At 69.1% G+C, this 13,396-nt stretch carries 6 protein-coding genes; 2 read left to right on the top strand and 4 right to left on the bottom strand.

The genetic code is table 11. The annotated features are described in order from the left end of the window. Window positions 1-6 precede the first annotated feature (6 nt). Together gltB and OG272_RS12315 are read left to right on the top strand one after the other, a co-directional pair. Window positions 7-4,620 carry a glutamate synthase large subunit gene (gltB, locus tag OG272_RS12320; protein WP_327730193.1) on the top strand — a complete coding sequence of 1,538 codons (4,614 nt, stop codon included), beginning with the start codon at window positions 7-9 and terminating at the stop codon, window positions 4,618-4,620. Next, a complete protein-coding gene (locus tag OG272_RS12315) occupies window positions 4,613-6,073 on the top strand; it encodes a glutamate synthase subunit beta (RefSeq protein ID WP_405893278.1) in 1,461 nt (486 codons plus the stop codon). The genes gltB and OG272_RS12315 overlap by 8 nt, the downstream gene beginning before the upstream one ends. A 172-nt stretch (window positions 6,074-6,245) precedes the next feature. Here the strand turns inward: OG272_RS12315 and OG272_RS12310 are convergent, their stop codons facing one another. The 4 genes from OG272_RS12310 to OG272_RS12295 form a co-directional block, all read right to left on the bottom strand. Continuing rightward, window positions 6,246-6,695: a hypothetical protein gene (locus OG272_RS12310; protein ID WP_327730194.1), complete on the bottom strand. Its 450-nt coding sequence runs from the start codon at window positions 6,693-6,695 to the stop codon at window positions 6,246-6,248. After that, entirely contained in the window at window positions 6,692-7,024 is a 333-nt protein-coding gene (locus OG272_RS12305) for a hypothetical protein (RefSeq protein ID WP_327730195.1), read from the bottom strand. Before OG272_RS12305 ends, OG272_RS12310 begins: the two co-directional genes overlap by 4 nt. Further along, entirely contained in the window at window positions 7,021-12,288 is a 5,268-nt protein-coding gene (locus tag OG272_RS12300) for an ATP-binding protein (RefSeq protein WP_327730196.1), read from the bottom strand. The genes OG272_RS12305 and OG272_RS12300 overlap by 4 nt, the downstream gene beginning before the upstream one ends. Before the next feature lie 93 nt (window positions 12,289-12,381). Next, complete coding sequence (locus OG272_RS12295; RefSeq protein ID WP_328222793.1) at window positions 12,382-13,311, bottom strand: rhomboid family intramembrane serine protease; 930 nt, start codon at window positions 13,309-13,311, stop codon at window positions 12,382-12,384. Between the last annotated feature and the right edge of the window lie 85 nt (window positions 13,312-13,396).

Raw genomic sequence — 13,396 nt, 5'->3', positions numbered from 1 at the left:
GAGCCGATGCGTACGCCGCGCCAGCCGTCCCAGCACTCCGCGAATGGCCAGAAGTGGTCCTTCATGGATGCTCGCCCTGCTGCGCAGGGTATGTACGACCCCCGCAACGAGCGCGACGCCTGTGGCGTCGGCTTCGTGGCCACCCTCACCGGCGAGGCGAGCCATGCGCTGGTCGAGCAGGGGCTCACGGTTCTTCGCAACCTGGAGCACCGCGGCGCCACCGGCTCCGAGCCCGACTCCGGTGACGGCGCCGGCATCCTCTCGCAGGTTCCCGACGCGTTCTTCCGTGAGGTGGCCGAATTCGAGCTGCCCGAGGCCGGCTCGTACGCCGTGGGTATCGCCTTCCTGCCCGAGGAGGGCATCGAGGAAGCCGTCGCCCGCATCGAGGCCATCGCGGCCGAGGAGGGCCTGACCGTCCTCGGTTGGCGCGACGTGCCCGTCGCCCCCGAGCTGCTCGGCGCCACGGCCCGCTCGACGATGCCGGCCTTCCGCCAGGTCTTCGTCGCCGACGGCGCGGCCGTGCCCGCCACGGACATCGACCTCGACCGCAAGAGCTTCGTGCTGCGCAAGCGCGCCGAGCGCGAGGTCGACGTCTACTTCCCCTCGCTGTCCGCGCGGACGATCGTCTACAAGGGCATGCTGACCACCGGCCAGCTGGAGCCCTTCTTCCCGGACCTGTCCGACCGCCGCTTCGCCTCCGCGATCGCGCTCGTGCACTCCCGGTTCTCCACGAACACCTTCCCGTCGTGGCCGCTCGCCCACCCGTACCGCTTCGTCGCCCACAACGGCGAGATCAACACGGTCAAGGGCAACCGCAACTGGATGCGCGCCCGCGAGTCCCAGCTGGCCTCCGACCTGTTCGGGTCGCAGGAGACGCTGGACCGGATCTTCCCGATCTGTACGCCGGAGGCCTCGGACTCCGCCTCGTTCGACGAGGTCCTTGAGCTGCTCCACCTCGGCGGCCGCTCCCTGCCGCACTCCGTGCTGATGATGATCCCGGAGGCGTGGGAGAACCACGACTCCATGGAGTCGGCCCGCCGCGCCTTCTACCAGTTCCACGCCACGATGATGGAGCCCTGGGACGGCCCGGCCTGCGTCACCTTCACCGACGGCAAGCAGGTCGGCGCGGTCCTTGACCGCAACGGCCTGCGCCCCGGCCGCTACTGGGTCACCGACGACGGCCTCGTCGTCCTCGGCTCCGAGGTCGGCGTCCTCGACATCGACCCCGCCAAGGTCGTCCGCAAGGGCCGCCTGCAGCCCGGCCGGATGTTCCTCGTCGACACCGTCGAGCACCGCATCATCGAGGACGACGAGATCAAGGCCGGTCTCGCCGCCGAGCAGCCGTACGCCGAGTGGCTGGAGGCCGGGGAGATCGAGCTCTCCGACCTGCCCGAGCGCGAGCACATCGTGCACACCCACGCCTCGGTCACCCGCCGCCAGCAGACCTTCGGCTACACCGAGGAGGAGCTGCGGATCATCCTCGCGCCGATGGCCAAGACCGGTGGTGAGCCGCTCGGTTCGATGGGCACGGACTCGCCGATCGCCGCGCTGTCCGCCCGTCCGCGCCTGCTCTTCGACTACTTCACCCAGCTGTTCGCGCAGGTCACCAACCCGCCGCTGGACGCGATCCGTGAAGAGCTGGTCACGAGCCTGCGCTCCTCGCTGGGTCCGCAGGGCAACCTCCTGGAGCCCACGGCCGCCTCCTGCCGCTCGGTCACCCTGCCCTTCCCGGTGATCGACAACGACGAGCTGGCCAAGCTCATCCACATCAACGCCGACGGCGACATGCCCGGCATGAAGGCCGCCACGCTGTCCGGCCTCTACCGGGTCTCCGGCGGCGGTGACGCCCTCGCCGCGCGCCTCGACGAGATCTGCGCCGAGGCCGACGCGGCCATCGACAACGGCGCCCGGCTGATCGTCCTCTCCGACCGCCACTCGGACGCCGAGCACGCGCCGATCCCGTCGCTGCTGCTCACCGCGGCCGTCCACCACCACCTCATCCGTACCAAGGAGCGCACCCACGTGGGCCTCCTGGTCGAGGCCGGTGACGTCCGCGAGGTCCACCACGTCGCCCTGCTCATCGGCTTCGGCGCCGCGGCCGTCAACCCGTACCTGGCGATGGAGACCGTCGAGGACCTCGTCCGCGCCGGAACGTTCCTCTCCGACATCGAGGCCGAGCAGGCCATCCGCAACCTGATCTACGCCCTCGGCAAGGGCGTCCTGAAGGTCATGTCGAAGATGGGCATCTCCACGGTCGCCTCCTACCGCGGCGCCCAGGTCTTCGAGGCCGTCGGCCTCGCGGACGAGTTCGTCGAGAAGTACTTCAACGGCACGGCCACCAAGATCGGCGGCGTCGGCATCGACGTCATCGCCAAGGAGGTCGCCGCCCGCCACGCCAAGGCCTACCCGGCCAGCGGCATCGCGCCGGCCCACCGTGCCCTGGAGATAGGCGGCGAGTACCAGTGGCGTCGCGAGGGCGAGCCGCACCTGTTCGACCCGGAGACGGTCTTCCGCCTCCAGCACTCGACCCGCGCGCGCCGCTACGACATCTTCAAGAAGTACACGGAGCGGGTGAACGAGCAGTCCGAGCGTCTGATGACGCTGCGCGGCCTGTTCGGCTTCAAGGAGGGCCTGGAGGGCCGCGCGCCGATCTCGATCGACGAGGTCGAGCCGGTCTCCGAGATCGTCAAGCGCTTCTCGACCGGCGCCATGTCGTACGGCTCGATCTCCCGCGAGGCACACGAGACGCTCGCCATCGCCATGAACCAGCTGGGCGGCAAGTCCAACACCGGTGAGGGCGGCGAGGACCCGGACCGCCTGTACGACCCGGCGCGTCGGTCCAGCATCAAGCAGGTCGCCTCCGGCCGGTTCGGTGTGACCTCCGAGTACCTGGTCAACGCGGACGACATCCAGATCAAGATGGCGCAGGGCGCCAAGCCCGGCGAGGGCGGTCAGCTGCCCGGCCACAAGGTCTACCCGTGGGTCGCCAAGACGCGTCACTCGACGCCGGGCGTGGGCCTCATCTCCCCGCCGCCGCACCACGACATCTACTCCATCGAGGACCTGGCCCAGCTGATCCACGACCTGAAGAACGCGAACCCGCAGGCGCGGATTCACGTGAAGCTGGTCTCGGAGGTCGGCGTCGGGACCGTGGCCGCGGGTGTCTCCAAGGCACACGCGGACGTCGTCCTCATCTCCGGCCACGACGGTGGTACGGGTGCCTCGCCGCTGACGTCGCTGAAGCACGCCGGTGGTCCCTGGGAGCTCGGTCTCGCCGAGACCCAGCAGACGCTGCTGCTCAACGGCCTGCGCGACCGCATCGTCGTGCAGACCGACGGCCAGCTGAAGACCGGCCGTGACGTCGTCGTCGCCGCGCTGCTCGGTGCCGAGGAGTTCGGCTTCGCGACCGCGCCGCTGGTCGTCTCCGGCTGCGTCATGATGCGCGTCTGCCACCTGGACACCTGCCCGGTCGGCATCGCCACGCAGAACCCGACGCTCCGCGACCGGTTCGCCGGCAAGGCCGAGTACGTCGTGAACTTCTTCGAGTTCATCGCCGAGGAGGTCCGCGAGATCCTCGCCGAGCTGGGCTTCCGCTCCATCGAGGAGGCCGTCGGCCACGCCGAGGCGCTCGACGTGACCCGCGCGGTGAACCACTGGAAGGCGCAGGGCCTGAACCTGGAGCCCCTGTTCCACGTGCCCGACCTGCCCGAGGGCGCCGTCCGCCACCAGGTGATCGAGCAGGACCACGGCCTGGAGAAGGCGCTCGACAACGAGCTGATCAAGCTCGCCGCCGACGCCCTCGCCGCCTCGGACGCGACCGACGCCCAGCCGGTCCGCGCCCAGGTCAAGGTCCGCAACATCAACCGCACGGTCGGCACGATGCTCGGCCACGAGGTGACGAAGAAGTTCGGCGGGGCCGGTCTGCCCGACGACACCATCGACATCACCTTCACGGGCTCGGCGGGCCAGTCCTTCGGCGCCTTCCTGCCGCGCGGTGTCACGCTGCGCCTGGAGGGCGACGCCAACGACTACGTCGGCAAGGGCCTCTCCGGCGGCCGTGTCGTCGTCCGCCCCGACCGGGGCGCCGACCACCTCGCCGAGTTCTCGACGATCGCGGGCAACACCATCGCCTACGGCGCGACCGGCGGCGAGCTGTTCCTCCGCGGTCGTACGGGTGAGCGGTTCTGCGTCCGCAACTCCGGCGCCCTGGTGGTGTCCGAGGGCGTGGGCGACCACGGCTGCGAGTACATGACCGGCGGCCACGCGGTCGTCCTCGGCGAGACGGGCCGCAACTTCGCGGCCGGTATGTCGGGCGGCGTCGCGTACGTCATCGACCTGAACCGCGACAACGTCAACGTCGGCAACGCGGGCGCCGTCGAGGCCCTCGACGACACCGACAAGCAGTGGCTGCACGACGTGGTGCGCCGCCACGCCGAGGAGACCGGCTCGACGGTCGCCGAGAAGCTGCTCGCCGAGTGGCCCGTCGCCGTGGAGCGCTTCAGCAAGATCATCCCCAGCACGTACAAGGCAGTGCTCGCCGCCAAGGCCGCCGCCGAGCAGGCCGGTCTCTCCGAGACCGAGATCACCGAGAAGATGATGGAGGCGGCGATCAATGGCTGACCCGAAGGGCTTTCTGAACCACGGGCGCGAGGTCGCCAAGTCCCGCCCCGTCGACGTACGTCTCAAGGACTGGAACGAGGTCTACGTTCCGGGTTCGCTGCTTCCGATCATCTCGAAGCAGGCGTCCCGCTGCATGGACTGCGGTATCCCGTTCTGTCACAACGGCTGTCCGCTCGGGAACCTCATCCCCGAGTGGAACGACTACGCCTACCGCGAGGACTGGGCGGCGGCGTCGGAGCGGCTGCACGCGACGAACAACTTCCCGGAGTTCACGGGCCGGCTGTGCCCGGCGCCGTGCGAGTCGGCCTGCGTCCTCGGTATCAACCAGCCGGCCGTCACCATCAAGAACGTCGAGGTCTCGATCATCGACAAGGCGTGGGACAGCGGCGACGTCGCGCCCCAGGCCCCGGAGCGCCTGTCCGGCAAGACGGTCGCGGTCATCGGCTCGGGCCCCGCGGGCCTGGCCGCCGCCCAGCAGCTGACCCGGGCCGGTCACACGGTCGCGGTGTACGAGCGCGCGGACCGCATCGGCGGTCTGCTCCGCTACGGCATCCCCGAGTTCAAGATGGAGAAGCGGCACATCAACCGCCGCATCGAGCAGATGCGCGCGGAGGGCACCCGCTTCCGTACGGGCATCGAGATCGGCCGCGACCTCAAGGCGACGGACCTGAAGAAGCGGTACGACGCCGTCGTCATCGCCGCGGGCGCCACCACCGCCCGTGACCTCCCGGTCCCCGGACGCGAGCTGGCCGGCATCCACCAGGCCATGGAGTACCTGCCCCTGGCCAACAAGGTGCAGGAGGGCGACTTCGTGGCGCCCCCCATCACGGCCGAGGGCAAGCACGTCGTGGTCATCGGCGGCGGTGACACGGGCGCGGACTGTGTGGGCACCGCCCACCGCCAGGGCGCGGCCTCCGTCACGCAGCTGGAGATCATGCCGAGGCCGGGCGAGGACCGTGCCGCGAACCAGCCGTGGCCGACCTTCCCGATGCTCTACAAGGTCACCTCCGCGCACGAGGAGGGCGGCGAGCGGGTCTACTCCGTCTCCACGACCCACTTCGAGGGCGACGAGGACGGCAACGTCCAGTGGCTGCACCTCACCGAGGTGGAGTTCATCGACGGCAGGCTGACCCCGAAGCCGGGCACGGAGCGCAAGATCCCCGCCCAGCTGGTGACGCTGGCGATGGGCTTCACGGGCACCGACCGTGACAACGGTCTGGTGGACCAGTTCGGCCTGGACCTCGACGTGCGCGGCAACATCGCCCGCGACGCCGACTTCCAGACCAACGTCCCCGGCGTCTTCGTGGCCGGTGACGCGGGCCGCGGCCAGTCGCTCATCGTCTGGGCGATCGCCGAGGGCCGCTCGGCGGCCCAGGGCTGCGACCGCTTCCTCTCGGGCGCGAGCGAACTGCCCGCACCGATCCGCCCGACGGACCGCTCGCTCATGGTCTGACGGCCCAGAGGGCTTCGGGCCAGAGGGCTTCGGGCCAGAGGTTCACAACGGTGACCTGACGGTCACACCCATACGTCCCGTACAACGGCGTACGGAACACAGACGGCGCCTGCCCGCCAGTCCCCGACCGGACGACTGGGCAGGCGTCGTTGCATGTGCGCTGTCCGGTGCGTTACTTGGTGGGGGTCACCCAGGTGACGATGACGGCGGCGGCTACGGCGAGGACGCCGAGGAGGCCGAGCCAGCGACACCATTCGATGGACCGCCAGATCAGCTTCGTGCGTTCCCGCTCGTACTCCAGCAGTCTGGCCGCCTCCAGCATGAGCTCCTCACCAGGGCGACCGTGCGCGGCGACCACGCTCAGCCACGACGCCCCGATCAGGGTGACGAAGCCGGTCATGAGCAGCCCGATCACGACCCACCGAGGCACAGCGTCGAGCTTGCTGAGGTCCTCTTGGCCCTTGAGGACGAAGACGGCCGCCAACAGACCGGTGAGGGAGGCGAGGAAGTTGCGGTAACCCTCGGCTTGATGGAGCGCAGCCTGCAGCTGGTGCTCCGGGGAACGCATGGCCTGCGCACGGCGGTGCGCGTCGCGCAACAGTTCCACCTCACGGTTGTTCATGGTGTCGAACCACCTTGCTGAGGTGCGGCCAGGGCCAGGAAGGCGCCGCAACCGGAGGGTTCACTCGCGGGTCGGCCCGTATGGAGCGTCTCGCAGGTGCAGAGTGTGTGGTATGCGGCAGGGCCGGGGTCCTTGCGGCGCCCCATGAAGCCGCCCTTGACGATTGTGTGCTGGCCGAACTCGAAGGGATCGGTCGTCATCGCGCACTGGCAGATCGGGCAGGTCCCGGTGGCCTCGTAGTAGCCGCCGTCCGCCTCGTACCAGGTCCACTGGAAGCCGAGTGGTGGGCTGAGGTGAGTGGCTCGCGCATTGTATGGGATGGCGCTCAACTGGGACGGCCCTCCTGGGGTTCTGCCGATGATCGCTGTGCCTCGGCGGGCGGTTCCGGGAGCTCCGGCGGTTCCGGAAGTTCGAAGCGGAACAGCGAGGCGTAGGCGGTGAGTCGGGCCCGTACCTGCTCTTCCGAGAGGTCCGTTTCCTCGGCACAGAGGGTGATGTGATCGGCTGGGACCGACCCGTGCAGCGCGGGGGCCCGCCCGGTCAACTGCTCGGTCAGGATGATCACGTCGCGCCAGTCGGGGGTCAGGTCCCGTTCGGAGGGGGTGGGTTCGTCAACGGTCACGTCGAGCCCGAGGCAGCGGAAGGGCGCATAGCGGTCGTGGGCCTCGCCGAGGGTCCAGCCGAAACGGCCTGCCACGAGGACGAGTTCCAGGGGACCCAGGGTGCCTGGACCGAGGAGGCCCGGGTCGAAGGCGGCCAGGTCGAAGCGGTTGGGCCTCATTTCCTCCAGGGCGTTGCCTTCGGGGCCGGAGAGAGTTCCTGGGGGCGGTGCGGCGCCCGCCGCCGTGAACTTGGAGAGACGGCGGTGGCTTTCGGCCACGGAGTTGCGGCCTTCGGCGTGCACGACCAGTTGTTTGAGCGTGAGGGATGAGCGGAAGCTCCAATGGCGGGATTCGGCCGGACCGTTGTACGAGGGATGGCGGGGCCTGCCCAGCGTCGGCTGCTCCAGCAGGGCCTCGATGTCCCGAGGGGTCACCTGCAGCTCTCTGATCTCTGGAGTGGTCTTCGCGACGGGAAGAGGCAGGTGTGGCTCGGCCTGTTCGAACGCGGCGAGCACACGATCGACGGACAGGGTCAGGTCGGAACTGAGGGTGAGAGCGACGGGCAGTGACACGCCTTCGTGGTCGAGTGATGCGCTCGTGTCGGGGGGAATCGGCAGAGGGCATGGCTGAGGGAGCATCGCCTGACGCAAGGCTGTGGTCACGTCCCAGTCCGGGGGTACGTTCAGCAGCCCGCAGGCTTGGAGAGAGAGCAGCGTCGTGTGGAGCGACGGGAGATCCTCTGCATCCGAGCGTGCGTGTTCGAGAAACACTTCCCAGGGGCCGAATCCCGCAGAGGTGAGGCGGCTGCTGTAGCTGGATTCGAGCCACTCAGGCAGGATCCAGCCGGAAGCCTGTTCAGGGATGGCAGGCACCGAGACGCCTGTTGTGTCGGTGGAGTCGCTGATGTGCGCGGCTACTTGGCCGAGTGGCCACTTGAGTATGTGCGATATGAGAACGACCTGTGTCATGGACAAGGGGCCGTCGTGCCAGGGGCTGCTCTCGTTGCACGAGGTGGACAGCACCAGTCGTTCGGTGGCTGTGAGAGGCCGGGCCTGATCGAGGAGTGCGGCGGAGTCGGCGCGCAGGCCGACACCCAGGCATGCGTACTGGTCGATGCGGTGGCGCAACGCCTCTGTACCGAAGAGCTCCAATCGCCTCAGGAGGTCGACCGGGGCGATAACACCCGGTCGCCACGGGAAGCTGCTGAAATAGCGTGAGGAGTACTGGTACTCCGAGTGGTAGGCGAGGGCCTCCGCCTCGGAGAGAGAAACCCGTTCTTCGGCAAGGCCGGCCTCCAGTTCGGGCGCGTGCGGAAGATTCGAGTCGATCTCCCGCAGTTGGAGAAGGTCCTCGGTCAGTTGTCCCAACGGCACCCCTCGCGCGGCGGAGATGCGCAGGAGCGGTGCGTGGACAGCAGGATGCAGCGTGTCCGGAAGGTCCTCGCGGGCTGTTTCCACTTCCAGATAGGCGTCGTAAAGATTTGCGGCGATGCCGCTCGGTCGTATGTCCCGCAGCGATCGGATGTCTGCTGCCGTCGGTACATGGATGCCGGCGACGGCGTAGCGGCGCAGAGCGCGTGCCGCCTCCCCGAGGGACACTCCGGCTGCGACCGCAGCATGAAGTGCGCGCCCCCAACGTCGTGCGCTCGGGGTGTCCCGGGCGAACAGAACACAGTCGAGTCCGCTCGGCTGGGGGTAGCTGATCGGGGTGAAGCCCTTCCCCGTCGGGTGGGCGAGAGGAAGCCTGGTGAGCTGCCAGTCCGCAGCGAGCCGGCTCTCGTGCGGGCGATCGGCACCGAGGCTGAGTTCCCCGAAATCATTCGCCATCGCAGCTGAGTCCATGGGCATGCAGCCGACCGAAGCGAGCAGTACTCGCCCTGAGGCCAGCCGGTTGTCGCCACCGCGCGGTTCGAGGATCGCCTCCGTCTCCTTCGGCAGCGCGTCGAGCAGAGCCACCGTGAGGGTCGGATGGCCCTGGGTGAGCTCCCACAGCCAGCGCAAGGAGACTTCCCGTAGCGACGGCGCGGCCTCCGGCAGCGCGGCGAGGAGTTCCCGCATCACGCACTCTTCGTCGTACGAGAGCAGTCTGTTCCGGTCCACGCTCGGTTCTGGCGCATGACGTTCCCGGAGATTGATCACGCACCCGTACGAAGGCGACTCGTCCCTTATGGTGACCCCGTCCAGCAGCAGCCGCCCCTGGCCCTGTACCAGCCAGGCGCTGTCCCCTGTCTTGACCGGGCTGCCGTACCACCCTTGTTCGCCTGCGTGGAGGTCCCCCGGCTGCCAGATGTCGCTGTTCACCACAGCCCGCGCGTCGTCCCGCGCGTACTCGACCGCCCGCACCTCGTAATCACTGACCCACAGCAGCGAACGCAGTGTCTCGACAAGTGAGGGCTGATCCCTTTCCGCCTCCACCGTCAGATAGAGACGCACCCGCGTCCCCCCACCCGACGGCGCGTCGTTCGCCGAAGTGATCCGCAACAATCCCGACCCGGAACGGATGTCGGCGTGTGTGGCGTGGTCGCGGCCCATGAGCACACCGTGGCGGTCGACCGGGGCCGTCTTGACCACGACCTCGTCGGCGAGCATGAAGTAGCTGAACACACCGATGCCGAAACGGGAGTTCATGGGAATGACACCGAGGCCGGCGCGGCGCCAGGTGCGGCGTTCGTGGACGAAGTCGGGGTCCTGCTCGTACCGCTTGCCCGCGCGGGCGAACATCGACGTGAGCTTGGAACGGGTCATGCCCGTGCCGTTGTCCTCGCACTCGATGTAGTGGCGTCCATCCTCGTCCCAGCCCTGCCGGAAGAAGATCTTCGGCTGCCAGTCGTTGGCCGTGTCGCCCTGGGTGGCCGCGTAACGGCGGCGCATCTCGCGGTGGCGGCAGGCGTCGAGGGCGTTCTGGTAGAGCTCGCGGACCGCGAGCATCCGGTCACCGTACAGTTGCGTGCCCATCAGCAGCGGGCGGATCTCGTCCTCGGCGAGCCGGAAGCGTTCGAGCGGCTGGATGTACTGGCCACCGCGGGCGAACAGCTGCTCGGTGGTTATGCGGTCCGGGAGGCCGCGCAGCAGGGGCGGAGCACTCTGGCGGCCGGACTGCCACTGTTGGTGCAGTTCGGAGAGCGCGCCGTCGGCCCGTGCCACCAGTTCCTCGACCGCGGCGTGCAGGGCAGGGTGTGGACAGTGGAAACGCACGGCCAGGCCATGGGTGTCCCTGGTGCGGCCCATGGTGCTGTCGTAGTCGTACTCCGTGGACAGGGAAGTCACCACGGTGCTTGCGTCGAGGCGTTCGTGGGCGCCCAAGTGGTCCACCACGACGCTGGACATCCGGCGGGGGTCTGCTGCGAGCAGTGCGGAGAACCAGAGCAGCCGGGCCAGATCGAGGCCGCGCCACGGGCTGCCGGGCAGGGGGCGGTACTCGCCCCATTCGTCGCGCTGTTGAGGGCCGTTGATGCGCGGGTTGGCGTTGTCCGGCTTGACCGTCAGATGCCCGAGGACCTGGCGTACCTGGACGTCGATGGTGTGGCGTTGCCAGGCGGTGACGGAGTCGGCTGCGGCTGTGATCGCGTCGACGGCCATGGACAGCAGGTCGTCGACGGCGGGATAAGCGCCGGTGTGCTCCCACAGGAGGTCCCAGTCGGCGAGGAAACGGTGCCGCAGCCAATGGTCGGCCGCGACCGCCTCCGGGGTGAGCCCGCGGGCCCGCAGCGTCTGTACGGTGCGCTGCACCTGAGAGTGCGCCCTCCGGACGTCGTTGAGCGCGCTCAGTAACTGCGCCTTGTGCGTGTCGGGTTCACCTTCGGGCGTGAGCGAGCCTTTCGTGGTGCTGCCGAGGTACTCGTCGCGTCCGAGGGCCTGCCGGATGTCCTCCAGCGCGATGGCGACGATGCCCTCGTGGACTATGGGCGCCGAGAGGAGGGTGGCCGTCTCGGCCGGGGACAGGCGTTCGGTCTCACGCAGGTCCGCCGCCGTCACGAGGTCGGCCAGACGCTGCCCGACCCGTTCCGGGTAGCGGGGGTCGCCCCAGGGGTCGTCGCGATGGGCGCCGGCTCCCGAGTGGCTGCCGACGACGTAATCGACGAGCCGACAGAGCCGTTCCTTGATTCGGTTGTGGACCTCCGGGTTTCCACTGGTGTGCTGCCACAGGGGCGAGTCGAGGATTAGTTCGGTCCAGCGGCGCGATTCGTCGGAGCCTTCGCACAGGATGTGGGCCCCCACGTCGGCCTGGCCCGCTCCGACGGTCACCTGGTCGATGCGGGGCGGCTCGAGCGGATGGTTCCGCGCGGCCTTGCGTACCGCGCTCAGGGTGTGGGAGACCACCTCGTCCAGGGTGGTCGGGGGAGTGGTGGGCAGCAGCGCGTCCGCCAGGGCACGGCCGAACCAACTGCCCTCCGCATCGGCATAGGAACGCTGCCCCGGCCCACAGCTGTAGAGCAGGGTGGCCTGGGAACCATTGCGCAGGGCAGCCCTGGTACGCGCCTCCGCCACATCGTCGGCGGTCGCACGACAGGAGTCCACGCACACCACGGCGGTCACCCCGGCTTTCAGGGCGGGCAGCACCCCGGCGAAGTCGGCGTCCAGCAGGGTGTCGGTCAGGAGTTCCGACTCGGAGTCTTCCTGGGCGTTGCGGAACTGGGCGTCCATGGGGAGCAGCCGGTCCCGTCCCTCCAAGGAGACCCCGTGCGCGGAGATGTACACGAAGGCCGTGTCCCCCGGTTCGCACGACGCGAAGAAGTGGTGCAGGACCCCGAGCAGCGGAGCCCCGCACAGGTCCATCGGGCTGGAGTTGGCCGAGTGGTGGGCCGTGACGTCGTATCCGGACTGGTCCAGCGCCTCACCGATCCGCACCACGTCCTGCATCGCACAGTCGAGCGTGGGGAACTTCTTGGCCAGCCACGGATCGCGGTGCAGATAAGGGGTCTCCGTGATGCCGATGAGCAGGGCTCTTCTGCGCGGCTTGTCACCATCGTCCTCGTAGCCGGTCCCCACCACGCCCCCGCTCTCGTGCCCGAACCGGCATATCATCGCAGAAATGGCCCGTGAGGAAGAGACTGACGGCCACGAGGGCTTCGAGGCGCGCTCCGCTCAGCCCGTCATCCCCGAAACCTTCGCGACCGCCAGCACCACCAACAGCGCCAGCACCACCACACAGGCCCCTGCCTGCACGAGGACCCGCCGCCGGTCCCGAGGCGCGTAGGCGAAGCCGAGGGCGATCAAGCCACCTGTGAGGAGCCCTCCGAGGTGGCCCTGCCAGGACGTCACGACCGCCGAGATGACCAGCCACACCAGCAGGCCCGCCATGAAGCGGTTGATGCCGGCCGGGTCGGCGCCCAGGCGGCGGGCCAGGACGTAGTACGCGGTGCAGACGCCGAAGATGGCGCCGGAGGCGCCGACCGTGGTGGCGTCGGGGGCGAGGAGGAGGACGAGGACCGAGCCGCCGAGGGCGGAGAGCAGGTACAGGCTCAGGTAGCGGGCGCGGCCCAGCTGGATTTCCACCACTCGGCCGACGTTCCACAGCGTGACCATGTTCATCACGATGTGGAGGATGCCGAAGGTGCCCTCGGTGGGCGGGAGGTGGAGGAAGGCGCCGGTGAGGAGGCGGTACCACTCGCCGTCGATCACGCCTTCGAGGTGGAAGTCGGCCGGGTAGACGCTCTGCCAGACGTAGTGGAGGCCGTCCGGCCCGGCCAGGCCCCGGCCCAGCATCGCGAAGTCGTCCACGATCTCCGGGCGGAGCAGTTCGGCGACGTAGGCCACGACGTTCAGGCCGATCAGGACGTACGTCACCAGGGGGACCGTCGAGATCCGGCCGCCGAAGGCCGTGCGGGCCTGGCGGACCGTTCTCGCGCCCTCCTTCACGCACTCCGGGCACTGGTGGCCCACGGCCGCGTCGCGCATGCAGTCGGGGCAGATGAACCGCTCGCAGCGCGTGCAGCGGACGTGCGACTCCACTTTCGGGTGGCGGTAGCAGGTGGTGACGGCGGGCTGGGGCGACGACGGGGACTCGGGTTCCACGGCCGGCTCCTTGGGGGTGCGGGGCTGATGACGAGCCGGTGAGGACGGCGGCGAACAAAATAGCGAACAACCTGGGGCGAGTGGG

The sequence above is a fragment of the Streptomyces sp. NBC_00104 genome (genome assembly GCF_045160825.1).
In the GTDB taxonomy this organism is placed as follows: Bacteria; Actinomycetota; Actinomycetes; order Streptomycetales; family Streptomycetaceae; genus Streptomyces.
The sequence above is the reverse complement of the archived record's forward strand: the minus strand, read 5'-3'. Positions and strand labels throughout refer to the sequence as shown.

Excerpts from the sequence above, each read along its gene's own strand:
- gltB (WP_327730193.1), top strand. The coding sequence starts at position 7 with ATGCGTACGCCGCGCCAGCCGTCCCAGCACTCCGCGAATGGCCAGAAG.
- OG272_RS12315 (WP_405893278.1), top strand. The coding sequence starts at position 4,613 with ATGGCTGACCCGAAGGGCTTTCTGAACCACGGGCGCGAGGTCGCCAAG.
- OG272_RS12310 (WP_327730194.1), bottom strand. The coding sequence starts at position 6,695 with ATGAACAACCGTGAGGTGGAACTGTTGCGCGACGCGCACCGCCGTGCG.